We start from the raw sequence: 17,588 nt of genomic DNA on the forward strand, positions 1-17,588 counted from the left end.
GTGATCGCGGCCTGAACCGGCCATTTTCCCGCGATTTCATATCTGCATAAGCCCCACGCGAAATCAAACCCCTCCGCCAAACATGGTTGATGGAGAAAATAAAACTTTACGCTTCTTTGAACGGATAATTTCGCCAGACCTTATCCATGCTTAAATACCTGATATTTATAGCTTATCCTTACATTTCTCTCGACCAGGGAGAAATCAGATCTCATGAAGCGCAGCATAAAAATAAAGAAAATTGCGGCTCTTACTTTGTTTCCCTTGATCTCTATTTTCGGGTGCGGAAACACCGAAGCGTCCGCATTATCCACAGCCCAGCTCGTTGGCGGCATTTACTCCACGACATTCGCCGCAGACAGCGCCCGCGTTCTCGTTCAGGGCGGCGGCATCTCGCGTTTTGTTGACCTGGTGAGCCATGCCGCGCGTGATATCGTGCAAGCGGCGGGCTCGTTGGATCACGCCGCCCTTTCCACAAAGCAGCAGCTCGAACCAGCTGGCTGGGTGCGCGAAAGCACGGGCTCGATCATACCTGCGCCACGCCCTGCGACCGCTCGGTCGCCCGGCAAAGCCGCATTCGGGACGGTCGCCATCCCCTTCAAGCGCCTTGCCGCCCTGAAGAAGATCGCCCCTTCCCTCGCAGAGATGGCCGATGGAACGGCGATCGCCTGCGGCGTGGGCAAGTGCTCCGAAGCCGCGACCGCAATCAATGCCTCGTTCCATAAGACGGCGCAGGCTTCGATCCGCGACAAGCTGAACGCCGTGAATGTCACCGTCAATCATGCGATCCGCTATCGCCGGGACATCGATACCTACCAAGTGGCCGACTACTGGGCAACGCCGGCCGAGACACTTCTGCGCCAACAGGGCGATTGCGAAGACTTCGCGATCCTGAAGATGGCGACGCTGCACGCCGAAGGCGTTGCCATGAAGGACATGGCGATCGTCATCCTCTTCGACCAGAAGCGGCATTTCTATCACGCGGTGCTCTCCGTCCAGGTGGACGACCGGCGTTTCATTCTCGACAACATGCGCGACCAGGTGCTGACCGATACCGCGCTCCCCGACTACCTGCCGCTCTATTCCATCGCTGATGGCAAGGGATACCTTCACGGCATACGCGTCGGCGGCAGCCAGTTGGCAGCTGCCGTGCCGATCGAAAAGGTGGCGCCCGGCGAAGGCATGGCCTTCTGAGGCTCTCGCTGCAGCAACGAAAGACGGCGGCGCTAAGCCGCCTTTTTCTTTTTGCGGCTGCGTCACTTAGAACCGGGAAATATAGCCGATCAGCATCGGCTTTTCGTGCGTCGGCGCGAGGGCAAGATTGATCTGCCCCTTCATGGTTTGCGAGCCGATCGTGACGCTGAAGCCTGTGTTCAGCGTCTTGCCCTTGTTCATGCTCAGGGTCGCAATCGCATCCTCGATGTGTGTATCGATCGAGAAGCGCAATCCCCGCGTCAACTGTGCCGCGTCTCCATAAGGCAGGCGCTGGCGCAGCATTGCGAGGAAGGGATCGTTGAAGAGCTGGACCTTCTTGTCCTGCGTCAGCAGGATGGTCGGCGACGGTGAAGCCTGAATGATGGCGTTGAGATTGGCCATCGACGAAATGTCCTCGACCGTGTCGAGCCTGCGCAATGCCCATTTCAGGCTGAGCACGCGCAGCAGGGAGGCTAGGTTTCCCGATTCCGGCATTTGCGACGCGGTGTAGTGGACGAGGTCGGCCGTGGTCATCTTGCCCAGCGTCGACATGCGGTTGAGGCCATCCCAGTAGATGCGTTCCAGGCGAATGCCACGCCGTTCGCCACCGCGCCCGACGACGGCCCGGAAACGCGGTTCGATCTCTTCGGCATCGATCGACGGCAAGGGCTCGTCGATCGGCTCGAGGTCGGACATCGCGTTGCCGCCGGGCTTGGCTGTCAACATCCTATCGCTCCGTCAGCGCTTCGGAGCGCGCCTTGTTGATCGGCTTCATGAGGTAACTCAGAACGGTCTTGCTGCCGGTCATGATTTCGACCGAGGCGACCATGCCCGGGATGATCGGATAGGCCTTGCCGTTCCGCTCGAGTTCGGAGCGATCCGTCTTTACCTGCACGAGGTAGTAGGTCTCGCCCTTTTCCTTTTCGACCAGACTGTCGGCGGAGATGTTTTCGACAATACCTTCGAGGCCGCCGAAAATGGAAAAGTCATAAGCCGTGACCTTGACGATCGCCGTTTGGCCGCGGCGGACGAAGGCAACGTCGCGCGGCGAGATCTTGGCCTCGATCAACAGCGTGTCGGCCGTTGGGACGATGCCGGCGATGACGCGGCCCGGATCGACGTAGGCGCCGATCGTATTGACCTCCAGCGTATTGACGATGCCATCGACCGGCGAACGGATATCGGTGCGCTTGACGCGGTCCGATGCACCGCGAATGGTCTCGTCGACAACGGAGAGCTCGGCAAGCGCCTGAGCCTTGTCGGTCAACGCCTGCTGGCGCAATTCGAGGGTGAGGTCGCCCAGTTGAAGCTTGGCTTCCTGGACGGCCGCCACAAGGCGATCGAGGCTTTCCTGATAGACCTTGAGCTGCCCTTTTTGGTCCGTGAGATCACGCTCGACCTTGAGTATTTCCGTCTGGGCGACAAGCTTCTTCTGCGCCAGCGGAAAGACCAGGTCGTACTGGCGTTGCGCGCCATCGATGTTCTGCTGCAGGCGATCGATATTGGCGCGGGCTTCGCTGAGTTCATTCTCGCGCTGCTTGACACGCTCCTGCAACACGCCGCGCTTGTTCTGGTAGCTGGCGCGGTCGGCGGCGAAAAGCTGCGCCTCGTTGTTGCAGACTTCCTTGGCAACGGCCAAAATCTGCTCCGGGCAGACGAACGGCGTGTCGTACTGCCCGTCCTCCTCCAGCTTGAGCCGCGCCACCTTGGCTCCGAGCGCCCGTGCCTTGGCAACAGATTCACCAAGTGACGACGTCGTGGTGGTGTTGTCGAGCTGCACGAGCAGCTGCCCCTTGCGAACGACCTGACCGAGAACGACCGAGATCTGCTGGACCACACCGGGCTCCGAAGACTGGATGATTTGGGTCTTCGAAACAGGGATGACCTTGCCCTCGCCGCGGGCGATTTCGTTGACATTGGCAATCGCCGCCCAGGCCAGGAAGCTGGCGATCACCAGCGCAACCAGCGCCAGGATGCCGCGGGCGAGAAGCGGCGGATTGTCGTGCCGATTGCTCGTCATTGCTGCCCTGTCTGCTTGCGCTGCATCGCCTCGATGACGGCATTTTTCGGCCCGTCGGCGATAATCCGACCCTTGTCAATGACGATCAAGCGGTCCACCAGTTCGAGCATGCTGAACCGATGCGTGGCGATCAGCAGCGTCGTGTTCCGATCGAAGGCCTTCGACAGGCGGGAAATCAGATGCCGTTCGGTCGCCAGGTCCATCGCGCCCGACGGCTCGTCGAGGAAAACGACCTTGGGCTTGGTGAGCAACAGGCGGGCAATCGTCAGCGCCTGCTTCTGGCCGCTAGACAGATTGTTGCCTCTTTCACCCACCGGCATGTCGAAACCGCGCGGATGGTTGCCGACGAACTCGTCGACGCCCGTCATGCGCGCTACCTCGAGCAACTCTTCGTCCGTTGCATCGGCGCGGCCGATCAGCAGGTTTTCCTTGACCGTCCCCGAAAACAGATCCGACGACTGTCCGGCAACAGCGACCGCGGAGCGCACTTCCGCCATATGATACTGGCGGATATCGACCCCATCGATCAGAACGCGGCCCTCCGAAGGGGCAAACAACCCATCAAGCAGGCGACCGATCGTCGTCTTGCCCGAGCCGATACGGCCGATGATGCCGATGCGTTCGCCCGGCGAAACGGTGAAGGACAACTTGTTGATGACCGGATAGTCAGAGCCCGGATACTGGAACGACACGTCCTGGAAGCTAAACGCGCCACGCAGGATCTGCCGGTTGACGAAACCTACCGTCGATGGCCGATCGTCCGGCTGCTCCATGATCTTGTCGAGGATACGCAGCGACATCGTCGCCTGGCGGAAACGGGCGAGCGTCATGGCGATCTGCCCCAGCGGCGCGCCGGCGCGGCTCGCCAGCATGACAGTCGCCACGATCGCGCCCATTGCGATGCGTCCCTCGGAAAACTCGTAGGTGCCGGCGATGACGATCAACACACTGACCATCTGCTGCACGAACATCGTCATGTTGATGGCGTTCGTGGAGATGTGCTTGATGTCTTCGCTGGTGCGGCTCGAATACTTGGTGAGTTCCTGCCAGCGACGCAGCATCGTGGCTTCCGCCCGAAGGCTCTTCAGCGTTTCGATCGTCGAGATCGTTTCGACCAGCAGCGATTGCCGGCGCGAGGCCTCGTTTGCCGCCGTCGCCATGCGCTTGCCGATTGCCGCCTGCGCATAAAGGCCAATGACCACGGACAGAAGAAAGGCCACCGCAGGAATTGCGACCAGCCAGCCAGCGATCAGATAGATCACCGCCAGGAAGACGAAGACGAAAAGACTGTCGATCAGGACGCCAATGGTGTTCGACGTAAAGAACTCGCGGACGAACTCATACTGGGTGACACGGTTGGCATATTCTCCGGTCGACATCGGTCGCGACGCAAGCGTCGAATTCAGCACCTTGTCGAAAATCAGCTGCGACAGACGCAGATCGGCCTTGCGGCCGGCATAGTCGATCAGGGAAGACCGGGCCGTCTTCAGCAGGAAGTCGAAGATGTAGGCGAGCGTTATGCCGGCGGCCAGCACCCAGAGTGTCGGGATCGCCTTGTTGGGCAATACCCTGTCGTAAACGTTCATGGTGAAGAGCGGCGAGCCAAGCGCGATCAGATTGATGAAAAGCGCTGCGACCATCACACGCACATAGGTGCGCCAGTATGGCGCCAGCGTATTGGCCAGCCAATGGCGCTTCTCGATCTCGACGGCATTGCCGACCAGCGCCTCTTCGGAGGCATTCTGATAATAGAGCGTGAAGGCAAAGGCGGTCTGCGGCCTCAGCGCCGCGAACTCCTTCGGCGTCAGGCGAAAGGGATTTCCCGCAATCGGCACGATGTCGGTCACATAGGAACCGTCCTCGGCGACTTCCAGTAGTGGAAGAACGCCACCATCGGCAAAAGCGACGATCGCCGGGCAATCGAAATTGCGCAACCGGCAATCGCGCTCCTGATGCTGGATGACCTGCAGACCGATGCGCTCGGCGAGCCGTTCCACATCGTCAAGTTCAAGCGACTCGGTCACTTCGTCCGGAAGACCGGAGAAGAGAACCGTGTCGGAGCTTGGTCGACCATAGAACGCAGCCACAGACTTGAAAGCGGCTCTGAATGTTTGCAGCGGTGTGCCGCTGTCAGTCTCTAGTGCAACGTTCAGCATCGTTCGATGGCCATTCTCGACTATTGCTGTCGAATCGGCGCCAGGAGGTCCAGCGGCATACCGGGCTTCTGGTGGGAATCAAGCTCGACATATCCGGGATTCGCGACGCTCGCCGGGACACCAAAATCCTGCCGCGCATATTCTTTCGCCTGTTCGACCGGCTTCAATTTCATCGTCTGAAGCAGGTTGCCGGAGGCTGCGAGTATCTTGTACTCGGCAAACTGCGACGCAAGGCGAGCGGTGTCAGCGAGAACCTTCGTGTTGAATTTGGTGTTTTGCGCATCGAGCACATCGAGCAGCGAACGCTGGCCGACCTTGAACTGCTCCTTGTATGAGGAAACGAGCCTGTCGTTGATCGACGCCTGCTCGCTGAGGATCTTGGCAAGATCGCCGCGGCTCATGCGCTCGTTCCACGCGGACCGGACCGATTGCTCTACCTCGCGATGGACTTGCGCCAGCGAGTAGCGTTGCTCGTCGGCACGGCGGATCTGCTCCTGTTCGCGTGCGACATCGATGCCGCCGCGATACAGATTCCAGCGGGCGACGACGCGCATCTCGTAGTCGTTGGTGTTGCCCTCATCGCCATCGATATCGTCACCGACGCGAGCCGTACCTTCGAGGTTGACCTTCGGAAGGTAGTTGGCGCGCGAACCGCGCACGCCGGCATCGGCGGCATCGATATCCGCATTGGCGGAATAAATGCGCGGGCTGTTCTTGGCGGCGATGAAAACGGCGTCGTTGAGGGTCCGCGGCACATACTTGCCGACGGACGGAGGCGTCTGAGCATTGGTGATCGGCTCACCTACGGCCTGAAGAAAGCGGATCTTCGTCTGCTCCAGCTCTTCCGTCGCCTCGCGCAGGCGAGCCTTGGCCGCCTGAAGGCGCTCACTGCCCTGCAAGCGGTCGGCATCGGTCAGCGCGCCACCCTTGATGCTCTCATCGATATCGCCAAGCATGCCCGTGTGGAAGGCGACGTTCTGCTTGGCCGCGCCGACGATCTGGTTCTGCAGGATGTATTCCAGGTAATCCTGCGTCACTTCGAGGGCGAGCGACTCAGAGCGCTCGAGGACGCGAAACGACGCACCGTCGACCCGTGACGCCTGCTGATCGACCTGCGACTTGCGGCTACCGCCGTCAAACAACGTCTGCGAGACTGTCAGGCCGACATCCCCCGGCGTCAAATAATCGTGGTCATCGCGCAAAGAACTGGAACTCGCATTCGACAGCCTGCGCCTGCCGATCCCTGCCTCAAGATCAACCGAGGGCAAGTATAAACCGCGCGCCTGGCGCAATTCGAACTCGACCGCTTCACGATCCTTGGCAGCCTGCAAGATCTGCGGGTTGGTCTTCATCGTTTTTTCGATTGCCTGCTGCAACGACATCGCACTGGCATCAGCATAAAACGTAAAACTTAAAGCAACGGTCGCAGACAATGCTGCAAAAATTCTTTTGCCTCTAAACAAGATCGATGCCCCTCAACATCCAAGATTCACACGGTGTACCCGTATACCGAATATTTTTCTTCGGGGAACAAGTAACACCAATCTTTCCACATTCCAATTATGGCACGGAGCATTCCTGCCAAGACAGTTAATCCCCGTGGATAACTGCCTAAAGCAAGAATTTTACAGGATTTTTTAACCGGGGGTTTCCCTGGACCTGCTTATCTGACGTTACTTTCAAACGGACATAAACCGCGATGAATTTCGGCCAGCGTTACTCTTCCGCCACAATCATTTCAGCTCTTCGGATCGCCACGTTCGGTGCGTTCTGCTACGCGGCGGCATCCGTCGGCGTTTTACTTATCTTAAACCTTCTTGTGCCGGATCGACCATTTTTGGTCGGATTTGCCGGCGCAAGTCTAATTTCCCTTTTTGTTGCATTTCCGCTTCTAATGCTCCTGCAGGTCAAGGTCGGCGAACTCCGAAAACTGCAGGAGACCGTTAACTATACCGCGCGCCACGACAGCGTTACCAACACCCTGAACGGCGCTGCGTTCGCTGCGGCGGTCGAACACTACATCGAGCGTCGCAGGCGGATCGCCACCGATGCAGGCGGCGTCATGATCGCTGTCGTCATCGACACGCTTGACGACATCGGCCGCCGCTACGGGCCGCAATGGGCCGATACGGTGATGCAATCGCTCGCGTCGATCATCCAGTCCTCGGTCAGAAGCGGCGACCTCGTCGCCCGCCTTGCCACCAACGAACTTGGCGTCTTCCTGCCGGGAGCGACGGTCGAGAACGCCCAGGACGTCGGCACCCGTATCCGCCGACGCGTCGCCGATGCCTCCTTCGCGACCGAGGGGGCACCCCTCTCGATCGGCATCCGACTTGGCGGTGCTGTGTTCGAGGGACCAACCGATTTCAATCACATCCGCCAGCTGGCTGACGAAATGGCCTTCGAGCGCGGCGGCGAGGCCGACGAACCCATACCGATCCGCCGTCTGCCGGCAGCGTAGCCGAAAGGCAACAAAAAGCCGCCCGTCTCCGGGCGGCTTCGTTTCGTTGTGGCCACCTCGATCAGGCGTTGTGCGAGTTGATCGTGTGATCCTGATCGTGGAACAGAATCTTGATCGCCTGGCCCGCATCCACGTGTTCAAGCGTGGCCACGGCGTGCGTGTCCGTTGCACTCGTCGTGATCGACAGCGTCGTCGTGTTGCCGGTCGTCGTCGCGGTAAGCTTCGAAAGCGCATCCGCACCGGACATGCCCGGCTGCTGCGCGATCAGCGCATCGAGCAGGCTCGAAACATCGAGCTTGTCGCTGCTGTCTCCAGTCGCCTTGTAATCGGTGATGATGTCTGCGGGATCGAGCTGGCTCAACGCCGAGGCGTCGATGAAGAACGTGTCGTGGCCATCGCCGCCGGTCAGGGTGTTTTGGCCCGCACCGCCGTAGAGGTAGTTTTCTCCCGAATTGCCCTGCAGGGTGTCATTGAAGTCAGTCCCGATGACACCTTCTATGCCAGAGTAGACTGTTGTCCCGAACTGGGTCGAGATCGACCCACTACCCGACGAAAGGGCTACGTTTACTCCAGAACCGAAAGCTGAGAAATCCAGCAGGTCGATGCCGCCATCCCCGTCTACAAGGTTGGTCGCAGTTGTACCGAGAACGAAGTGGTCGTTGCCACTTCCACCATGCATCTCGTTTGTCGCGTTCGAGCCGCCAACAAGCAAATCATCGCCGCTACCGCCCCACATGACGTTTGTGGCAGACTTGCCGCCGACAAGCAGATCATCGCCGCCGCCGCCCCACATGGTATTTGTGGCAGAGTTGCCGCCGATAAGCAGATCGTTGCCGTCTGTAAGAGATTCAGTCTGGCCGTCGCCGTAGAGTACGTTGGTCGAGCTACTTCCACCTATCAAGACATCATCGCCGCCCTTGGCGATAAGGCTGTAGGTATTGTTGCCGGCGGCGACGAAGAAGTCATCGTGGTCGGTAGCAACGAACGCGCTCTTTCCGGTCACAGCCACATCGGCGGTGACCGGCGCATTTACGCCGTCGCTTACCATATAGTGGAAACCGGGTACCGACGCCTGGATAACATAGTTCACGTGATCGCTCCCCTGGGCGTAGCTCACATGCGGCTGATTTCCCGGCAGCGCGAATTTAAGCGCACTGCCTTCCGCATCATGCGCATGCCACAGCAGTGCGGCTACAGGGATGTCGATGTTGCTTTTGGCGTCGGTGAGAATTGTGACATTCTCGACGGTCGGGGCTGCATTCGGGATGGTCACATCCAGATGGAACGGCTGAGAAACAGGCACCGATCCATCCTGGTTACCGTCCTCGACCTTGATATCGAACCCGGCGGAGTTACCAGCCGAATTGTCGTGGGCGAAGGTAACGATACCGGCGAGCAGATCTGCTGAGGTGAACGACGTCGCCGCGGCCCCTCCGACCTGGATGGTGCCATGCTGCTGGTTCGAGACCAGGAAGGTGACCACCGTGTTGTCCGGATCCGTGAAGAACACGTCCGACTTCGTGAGCACGTAGCTGTGGCCTTTTTCGACGCTTGCCGTCAGATCGCCGGCAAGGACAGGAGCATCATTGATCGGATTGACGTGGATCGTCGCATGTTGCGTGGTGCTCTTGTCGCCATCGCTGACGGTGATGTCTATCACGCGGTCGGTGTGTGACGACGGATTGTCGCTGGTGTTGTTGTAGACGAGACCGCGCAGGATGCTTTCGTAGGTCGATACCGACGCATTGCCCGTTACCGAGACCACGCCGTTGTCACCGATACTCACCGTGAGATGGTAGAGCGCTGCGAGCGCCAGCGCGTTGCTGTTGAGATAAAGCGTATCGGCGGCGCCGTCTGGCCGGTTTGTCAGCGTAGCCGTCAGTGACTGCAGGTCGCTGCTGTCCACATCGCTGAGCTTGGCGTAGTCGGCAAACCACATCGGCGTCTGCTCGTGGACACCCATCTGCAGATCGTTGCCAGTCGCGCCTGCACGGCTGTCAAGGTCAAGCACCGGAGCGTCGTTGACCGGCGTGACGTTGATCGAGAAAGATCCCGTATCCGTGAGCCCGGTCGGCCCGCCAATGCCGCCATGGTCGTCCAGCGTATACTGGACGTTGACCGTGCCGTTGTAGTCGTGGTCCGGCGTGAAGGCGATCCCGTTCAGGTTGCCGGGGTTGTGGTTGTCGCCACGCAGCAGGCTGTTGAGGATGGCGTAGGCGTCCCGCGAATTGTTCGAGTCCGCGGTGGTGGTGATCGAGATCGTGTGCCCGTCGTCGGACGTGACGATATTGAAGCCGCCGCTGAGACCATATTGAGAAGCGGTGAAGGTGCCGCCGGCGTCGACATGCAGCGTCAGTGTTACTGTCTGCACCGTACCATAGGGCTGGTCCGGATCGGAGGAGACCCAATTCTTCGCGCCGGTTTCTGCGAAATAGAGCCGGGTGTCTTCGGCGATCGTCAGCCCCGTCGTCTGGCCGAGAGCAAGATGCGGAGCATCGTTTTCGGGCGTGACGTTGACGGTGATCGTCTGGACGGCCGAAGCGCTTGCCGGCAGGCCGTCATCACCCCTGTCATTGTAGGACAGGGTGATGATCGCCTGACCGTTGAAGTTGGCGTCCGGGTTGAAGGTGATGCCGGTGCCGTGATCGGAGTCGGTCAGCTGGTCGATCGGGCCGTTCTTGCCCGCTGCGCCTTCGACCACGATCGAATGGCCGGTGTAGGAGCCGTGGCCGCCCTCGCTGACGGCAACGCCATCGACGGAGAGGATCTTGAGGCCCGGATACTGCGCCAGGTTGACCGTGACGACACCATGGGTCGATGCGATCGTCAGCTGGCCAAGCGTGCCGCCCTGTGCGCCGCTGTCGTCGTCCAGGTCCTCGAAGGTGATCTTCGTGTCGCCAACGCTTTGCGGCGTGAAGGCGAAGGCATGGTCTTCGCCAGTGGTCACCGAGAAGTCCTTGTAGGCCGTCGGCGCGTCGTTGGTGCCCGTGACGTTGACGGTGATGCCGAGCGGTGCGCTGAGGCCGCCATCGGCGTCCTCGACGACGATGGCGATGTGATGCGTCTCGCTCGCGGCCGTATGCTCGCCCGTGTGGAAGATGATCTTCTGCAAGATCGCCTTCACCTCGGCTTCGGTCATCATGTGGCCGTCAGCCGCGGTGATGATCAGCGTGTTCGAAGACTTCTCGCTCTGGGTAATGGTGATCTCACCATTGTTGAGCTTCAGTCCGCCTTGGTCCGACTGGCGTATGAAGAGCCGGTCGCCTTCGTCTGCAGTGACCGTCACCGACTTGTAGCCAGCATTGTGGACGTCGGCGTCGGAGACTGTAAAGCCGTTCGCCGCAGAGAAGATCTTGTAGCCGTCGAGCTTGCCGATGTTCGAGCCGTTGGGCTCGACATAGTTCGCCGTGGTGACCGCCGCCGCGACAACCGGTGCATCGTTGGAGCCATGAACAGTGATCGTCACCTGCTGGGTCGCAGTCGCGCCGTATTCGTCGGTGACCGTTGCCGTGTAGGTTTCCGTCGCGGTTTCGCCGGCGCCGAGGCCCTGCGTTCCCGCACGGCTGTCGTCGAGCTGATAGATCCACTTGCCGGTCGACGCATCGATCGACATTGCGCCGTAGGTGTTCGAGCCGCTGATCGACCAGGTGAGCGTGTGGTTCAGGTCGACATCGGTGGCGGTGAACTGGCCATGTGCGGTCGAAACGTAACCGTGCTGCTGGTCCCAGGTGCGAACATCACTGTCCGAACCCTCGGTACCGGAGTGGTACGGGCGATCGAGCAGGCTGGCATCCGCCGCCGTGACCTGTGCCTTGTACTGGTCGAACAGGGTGGCATCGCTGCCGTAGCGTTGTGTAAGTGCATAGGTCGTCAGGTTGCCGAGCAGGTTGTCGTGCAGCGACTGCAGGCGGTCCGGAAGCGTGTCGGCGTCGGCGCCGTCGGCCGCATACTTGGCGATGATGTCCGTCAGCGGCGCGCCGCCGTCCTTCAGGTACTGGACGTAGGCGAGACCCAACTGGGTGAAGCCCTGGTTGATGTTGATCTGGTTTGCACCGGCGGATGTGTAGCTATCGTCGAGCGCGTTCCAGAGAACGGTGATCGCCGTCGCCCGGTCGGCAAGCGCATCGCCGCCGGCCGGAAGGTCGTGACCGATCCCATGCAGAGCGGCATTGAAATTGGCTGCCGTCGGAGCCGTGGCAATCAGCGCGATTGCTGCCGTCGTCGCAGTCGAGAGCGCAACATGTGCACTCAGCCCGCCGCCGCTGCCGGCATCGGAGATGCCGGTCAGATCACCAGCTTCCGTCACCGAAGCGCTCACCGGAGCGCTGGTGATGACAGGGGCATCGTTCGTGCCGGTCAGCTTGACCTGAACGACGTGCGTGTCGACTCCGCCGTGGCTGTCGGTTACCTGCACGGTGTAGCTGATGATCGATTGCCAGCCCTTCGGCAGGAAGTTGAACGCCTCGGTGCCGGAGTTGAATTTCCAGTGGATATCCCCGGCATGCGCACCACCGCTGATGACCGCGCCGCTATCGACGCTGAAGAAGCCCTTCAACTGATCGGCTGTGAAACGGCTCTCGATGTTCGAACCGGTCGCAGAAACGCCGGTGACCGAAACCGCGACCACGTCGTTGTTGTCGACGTCGGAGACGCTCAGCGTGCCGTCAGCCGAGAGGCCGGCATTGCCTTCCGTCAATGAGACGAAGTCACGATCGCCGCCTTCCAGCGAGATGACCGGCGCGTCGTTGCTGCCGTGGATCGTAAGCGTGATCTGCTGCGTGCCCGTGGCGCCATGCTCGTCGGTCACGGTGGCGGTGAAGATCTGCTGGACCGTTTCGCCTTCGTTCAAGCCCTGCGTTGCCGCAGCACCGTCAATGAGGAGGTAAACCCACTTGCCGGTCGCGGGATCGATGGAAATCGTGCCGTAGGTGTTCGGCCCGGCAATCGACCAGGTAAGATGAGCATCGTGATCGACGTCCGTCGCGACGAGCTGGCCACCGGCAACCGGCACTAGGCCGTGCTGCTGATCCCAGGCAAGGGCATTGTTCGTCACGCCTTCGTTGCCACTGTAGATCGGGCGGGTCAGGAGACCATCCAGATGATTGGCATGCAGCAGATCGAGGATCGCCTGATAGACGCCTGGAACCGGGTTCGCATTGGAACCCTGGCCAGCGCCGAGCAGCTTGTCGATCAGCGATGCACCGTCGAGGTTGCCGAGCAGGTTGTCGTGCAGCGACTGCAGGCGATCTGGAGCGCTTCCGGCATCGACGCCATCCGGCGTGTACTTGGCGACGACGTCGAGCAGCGGCTTGCCGCCGGCCTCCAAATACTTCGCATACTCAATCCCGAGCCGCGCCGACATCTCGTTCAGCACGTTGTTGTAGTAGCTGCCATGATCGTCGACGTAGTCCCAGACGGTGGCGATGGCATCGGCCACGCTGGCCTTGGGGCCGATCTGCTGCTGCACTTGCGCCAGCAGACCTTGCATATCGACGCCGCTCACCAGCTTGGTCGCAAGGAAGCCGTCGATATTGACGGTCGGCTCGAAGCGGTGATCGGCCGCCATGTCCGCGCCGACCGCATCGAGGTTGCCCTTCTCGAAGACATCCGCAGAGATCTGCGAGTCGCCGTTGATCACAGGCGCGTCGTTGGTGCCGAAGACGACAACCGTGACGGTCGTGGTATCCGTGCCGCCATGGCCGTCCGAAAGCGTGACGCCATAGGTCAGCGTCAGCTTCTCGCCCTTGGCAAGGTGGTCGAACGTGTTGTCCGGCGCCTTGAACGTCCAGTCGATCGTGCCGGTCGCAGAACCGGCGGCTTCCGATACCGAAACGCTCAGGAACTTGCTGTAATCCGGCGCGGCATTGCCCGTCGCACCCGTCGCAAGCACACCCGTCACCGAAGCCGTATGGCCATCGCTCAGGTCAACGTCGGCAAAGCCGATCTTGCCGGAGGTCGTATCGTTCGACGTGTCGCCCGTATGGCCAGCCTGCTCGACCACAAAGCCGCCGCCCGGAAGGCCGATCACCGGACTATCGTTGGTGCCGGTCACCACGACGTCAACCGTCTGCGTCACCTTGGCGCCGTGCTTGTCGTTCACCTCGATCGTGTAGCGCAGCGTCAGCTGCTCGCCGGCCGCGAGATAGTCGAACACCAGATCCCGCGCCGCGAAGGTCGCATTGACCTGGCCATTCGCAGAACCGGCAGCCTTCGTCACGCCGTCGATGTCCAGCGCATGCTCAAGCGCAAAATGGCTCAAAGGATTGAGGCCGCTCGTCACCCCGAGGGCCTGGAAGTCCGTCACCTTCGCGGAATGGCCGGTGTCGCTCAGATCCGCATCGCTGAAGTGGATCGAAAGATGCGCAACGTCGTTCGACAGCGAAAGCGTCTTGCCGGCCTGCTCCGTCACGTTCGCCGTCGTCTGGGCGATCACAGGCGCATCGTTGGTACCGGTGACGGTGATCGTCACCACCTGCGTGCCCTTGCCGCCGTCATGGTCGTCAACCTCGACCGTGTAGCGCAGCGTCACCGTCTCGCCCCGGCCAAGATAATCGAAAGTCTTGTCGTCGGCGGCAAAGTTCCAGCCGATCGTGCCCGTCGCAGAGCCGGCCGCCTTCACGACCGTGCCCGTCTGCATGAAGGCCAGAAGCGCCGCCTGCGACGGAAGACCCGCCGAGATGCCGCTGACCGACACACCCGTGACCGAAGCCGTGTGGCCCGTGTCGTTCAGGTCCACATCCGTGAACGACAGCGTGCCCGAAGCCGTCCGGTCGTCTTCCGAACCCGTGACGCCCGTAAGCTCGCTGAACGACCCAGCACCGCCCGCCGTGATCACAGGCGCGTCGTTGGTGCCGGTGATGGTGATGGTGATCGGCTGCTGCGCCGTGCCGTCCGACGAAGTGACAACCAGCGTATCGTGTACCGTCTGCCCAGCCGACAGACCCTGGACGACCTGCGACCCGTTGTTCAGCGCATAGGTCCAAGCGCCGGTTTGCGCATTGAAGGTGAAGGTCCCGTATTGGCCGGTCTTTGCTTCCGTTTCCGGCTCCTGAAAATGTCCATCACCGGTGTCGCGGTCGCTGACGGTGAGCTGACCTTGAGCGGAGAGAGCTTCGCCGCTGTCTTCAACCACCACGCCGGCAGCAGAACCCGAAATCGACGCCGTGTCGTTGGTGCCATGAACCTCCACGGTCCAGGTCTGCGAGGCTGAAGCCCCTGCATTGTCGGTCACGGTGAAGGTGAAGCTTTCCGATTGGAGAGTCTTGAGCCCTTCGATCGCACCGTCATTGGGCAGATAGGTATAGGCACCCGTGGCGCTGTTCAGCATCAGCGTGCCGTAGCTGCCAACCTTGATGATATCGTAGTCGGGATTGCCGCTTTGCGGAACGCCGCCCGTGACGCTGTAGCGCAGCACATCGTTGCCATCGGCATCGAACCCAGGAAGCTTGCCGACGAATGGCGCGAAGTTGTCGTCCTCAGCCGTGTCGTTATAGACCAGCGACGTGATCGGTTGCATCTCCGGCAGATGATTGAAGCTTTCATCCTCGTCATTCTGCAAGAGGCCATCCGCCTGCTGCGTATCCTCCAGCAGTTGTGCCAAGTCGGTCGGCGCATCATCGTTCTGCTGGATCGCATCCTGGAATTCGGCGCCGGAGCTCGGGGGAGCAGAGCTTGCCGAATAGGAGCCGTCGGGACCGGCTGCGACGTTGATGTTGCTCTGTTCGAGAGCGGCGATCACCGCCTGCTGCGGCAACGCGACTTCGCCGAGAAGGAAGGTCGGCACATGCAGGGCGCCGTTGACGATGACGATCTCGGTGCCGTCGGCTTGGACGAGAACCAGGTTGTTGCCTTCGATGCGGATGTCGTCGATCGCCGCGTCGGCCGGCAGGTGGGCGATGTTGTTCTGATCCGGGACGACTTCGGCTGCAGCCACGACAGGCGCTGCCGGCACGCGATCGGTCTTTTCCGGTTGCTGGCTGCCAGCCTGCGCGACCTCAACGCCTTCAGCGGCGGAAGCCTGAAGCTGCGCATCCTCATGAATGTCCTGACGGAAGTCGTGCGAGACGTTTTCGCTGCCAATAGCGGAAATGCGCGGATCTTCGATAGACATAACAAAATAACCCCAATGAGAAACTGGGGGCAATCAATTACGCCGACGTTACAAAAGCAATACTTCCTTAACCCTCCCGATATAGCCGGTTATGCTTCCACCCAAAAATGTTTAGAGACGGTTAACCGCGAAGCTGCCCGGGCGAGCGTTAAAACGCTAAAATTCGAATAAAATTAATGAAATACCAATGCCGACAACTGTCGAGGGACGAGGCATGGGCAGCGCGATTCGACAGGTAGAGCCCGATAAATCGGCCGGACAAATTGCTCTTACAACGACCATGCGCGGGCCTCCTTCACAGGTGCCCGCGACAGGTTGACGATGGGTTGCCCGACCGCTACCGCCCGGGTGCGACGAGGCAGAAGAATGCGCCTTCCGGATCACTGGCCTGAATGATCCAGCTGCCGCCCGGCACCTCCATCGGACCGTTCAGCAGCTTTCCGCCTCCCGCCTTGACGCGCTCGATGGCCGCGTCGATGGCCGGGACGTTGAAGTAGTAGCACCATGCCGCCATCGGAACGCCGGGCGGCTTTGTCATGATACCGCCGACAGGCTTGCCGTGTTCGGCAAAGATCCGGTAGGTACCCATTTCGCCCATCTCGAGGTCACGATCCTTCGTCCAGCCGAAAATCTTAGAGTAGAAGGCGAAGGCCTCCTCGCCGTTTCCGGCATAGAGTTCGTGCCAGCCAATGTTCCCGGGGGCGCCCATCGGCGCTTCGGGAGGCGGATTGTCCATCGGCGCCGGGGTCATGATGCAAACCACCGCGCCATGCGGATCGGCGACCACTGCAAATCGGCCGATCGTCGGGATGTCCTCCGGCTGGCGGCGTACGGTGCCGCCGTTTGCCGCGTAGTCCTTCGCGGACTTGTCGACGTCGTCGACGGCGATGTAACCGGTCCAGTTCGGCGGGATCCCCTGCCCCTCCAGTTCGGCCGGAAAATCCATCATGCCGCCCACGCCCACGCCATCCGCCTCGAAGATGGTGTAGGGAGGCTGACCCGGAACGGTCATTTCCGAGGTCGTCCAGCCGACGACATTGCCGTAGAATTTGACGGCCGCCTCGGTGTCGTGGGTCATCAACTCACACCAGATGAGCTTTCCATCTGTATCGGACATCGTGATCTCCCTTTCACGCCCTCTGTTCTGTTTTGGTAGCGATGCCCACCAGGGGGCCATCTATCGCCGGCGAGTGTATTGCGCTTCCATAAACTGCTTCCAAGAGCCGTCGGGCTGCCTGGCGGACGAGTTGAAGGTGCGATTGTCGCGATCGTGGAGGATGATCTGCTCGCGGTAGTCGGTGAGCTTTTTCGCATCGTCGAAATCGGGGCCGCTGGTATAGAGGTTCAGGACCTTGCCGCCATCGGACACGTCGCCTTCGTAGACCCACATGTAGTCCATCATGCTGCCGATCCAGCTGCCGACATACTTGCCCTTCTCGGCGCTGTAGCCGAGGGTCAGAATGGTCGTGGCCGTGCCGCCTCCCGGCATCTGGCCGGAACCTTCCGCGACAAACCAGATTCCGTGCAGCGAACGGACGATTTCCGTCCACCGCTCCTGCCCCGTCATCCCGGGGGCCGCGACATCCCAGATGCCCACCAGTTCCTCGAGGAATTCATGCTCCTTCAACACTTTCGCGTGCTGCATCG

At 60.6% G+C, this 17,588-nt stretch carries 9 protein-coding genes; 2 read left to right on the plus strand and 7 right to left on the minus strand.

Annotation, left to right across the window (positions count from 1 at the left end; translation table 11 throughout):
* Positions 1–213 precede the first annotated feature (213 nt).
* On the plus strand, positions 214–1,194 hold the full coding sequence (locus ASC90_RS19225; RefSeq protein ID WP_056543761.1) for a transglutaminase-like cysteine peptidase: 981 nt from the start codon (positions 214–216) through the stop codon (positions 1,192–1,194).
* Positions 1,195–1,260: 66 nt separating this feature from the next.
* Here ASC90_RS19225 and ASC90_RS19230 read toward each other — a convergent pair whose 3' ends face one another.
* Genes ASC90_RS19230 through ASC90_RS19245 form a run of 4 tightly spaced genes read right to left on the minus strand, consistent with a single transcriptional unit; the run spans position 1,261 to position 6,752 of the window.
* On the minus strand, positions 1,261–1,920 hold the full coding sequence (locus tag ASC90_RS19230; protein WP_056543764.1) for a ribbon-helix-helix domain-containing protein: 660 nt from the start codon (positions 1,918–1,920) through the stop codon (positions 1,261–1,263).
* Position 1,921: 1 nt separating this feature from the next.
* Positions 1,922–3,214, minus strand: coding sequence for an HlyD family type I secretion periplasmic adaptor subunit (locus ASC90_RS19235; RefSeq protein WP_056543767.1), 1,293 nt, complete (start codon positions 3,212–3,214; stop codon positions 1,922–1,924).
* Entirely contained in the window at positions 3,211–5,370 is a 2,160-nt protein-coding gene (locus ASC90_RS19240; RefSeq protein WP_056543771.1) for a type I secretion system permease/ATPase, read from the minus strand. Before ASC90_RS19240 ends, ASC90_RS19235 begins: the two co-directional genes overlap by 4 nt.
* A 20-nt stretch (positions 5,371–5,390) precedes the next feature.
* Positions 5,391–6,752: a TolC family outer membrane protein gene (locus ASC90_RS19245; RefSeq protein WP_056543774.1), complete on the minus strand. Its 1,362-nt coding sequence runs from the start codon at positions 6,750–6,752 to the stop codon at positions 5,391–5,393.
* A gap of 512 nt (positions 6,753–7,264) precedes the next feature.
* Between ASC90_RS19245 and ASC90_RS19250 the strand changes: the two genes are divergently transcribed.
* The gene (locus tag ASC90_RS19250) at positions 7,265–7,831 is read left to right on the plus strand and encodes a GGDEF domain-containing protein (protein WP_244480425.1); all 567 of its coding nucleotides are present in this window, start codon (positions 7,265–7,267) and stop codon (positions 7,829–7,831) included.
* 61 nt (positions 7,832–7,892) lie between these two features.
* On the opposite strand, the gene ASC90_RS19255 is transcribed toward ASC90_RS19250, so the two are convergent.
* The 3 genes from ASC90_RS19255 to ASC90_RS19265 form a co-directional block, all read right to left on the minus strand.
* The gene (locus ASC90_RS19255) at positions 7,893–15,941 is read right to left on the minus strand and encodes a VCBS domain-containing protein (RefSeq protein ID WP_056543780.1); all 8,049 of its coding nucleotides are present in this window, start codon (positions 15,939–15,941) and stop codon (positions 7,893–7,895) included.
* 337 nt (positions 15,942–16,278) lie between these two features.
* Positions 16,279–17,058 (minus strand): VOC family protein, encoded by a 780-nt coding sequence (locus ASC90_RS19260; protein WP_056543784.1) that lies wholly within the window; start codon positions 17,056–17,058, stop codon positions 16,279–16,281.
* Positions 17,059–17,118: 60 nt separating this feature from the next.
* Positions 17,119–17,586 carry a DUF1579 domain-containing protein gene (locus ASC90_RS19265; protein WP_056543786.1) on the minus strand — a complete coding sequence of 156 codons (468 nt, stop codon included), beginning with the start codon at positions 17,584–17,586 and terminating at the stop codon, positions 17,119–17,121.
* Positions 17,587–17,588: the final 2 nt, after the last annotated feature.

This window comes from Rhizobium sp. Root1220 (assembly GCF_001426265.1).
Lineage (GTDB): Bacteria > Pseudomonadota > Alphaproteobacteria > Rhizobiales > Rhizobiaceae > Rhizobium.

What these genes read in the sequence shown, in the direction of transcription:
- ASC90_RS19250 (WP_244480425.1), top strand. Translation starts at nt 7,265, where the DNA reads ATGCTCCTGCAGGTCAAGGTCGGCGAACTCCGAAAACTGCAGGAGACC.
- ASC90_RS19240 (WP_056543771.1), bottom strand. Translation starts at nt 5,370, where the DNA reads ATGCTGAACGTTGCACTAGAGACTGACAGCGGCACACCGCTGCAAACA.
- ASC90_RS19225 (WP_056543761.1), top strand. Translation starts at nt 214, where the DNA reads ATGAAGCGCAGCATAAAAATAAAGAAAATTGCGGCTCTTACTTTGTTT.
- ASC90_RS19245 (WP_056543774.1), bottom strand. Translation starts at nt 6,752, where the DNA reads ATGTCGTTGCAGCAGGCAATCGAAAAAACGATGAAGACCAACCCGCAG.
- ASC90_RS19230 (WP_056543764.1), bottom strand. Translation starts at nt 1,920, where the DNA reads ATGTTGACAGCCAAGCCCGGCGGCAACGCGATGTCCGACCTCGAGCCG.
- ASC90_RS19260 (WP_056543784.1), bottom strand. Translation starts at nt 17,058, where the DNA reads ATGTCCGATACAGATGGAAAGCTCATCTGGTGTGAGTTGATGACCCAC.
- ASC90_RS19235 (WP_056543767.1), bottom strand. Translation starts at nt 3,214, where the DNA reads ATGACGAGCAATCGGCACGACAATCCGCCGCTTCTCGCCCGCGGCATC.
- ASC90_RS19265 (WP_056543786.1), bottom strand. Translation starts at nt 17,586, where the DNA reads ATGCAGCACGCGAAAGTGTTGAAGGAGCATGAATTCCTCGAGGAACTG.
- ASC90_RS19255 (WP_056543780.1), bottom strand. Translation starts at nt 15,941, where the DNA reads ATGTCTATCGAAGATCCGCGCATTTCCGCTATTGGCAGCGAAAACGTC.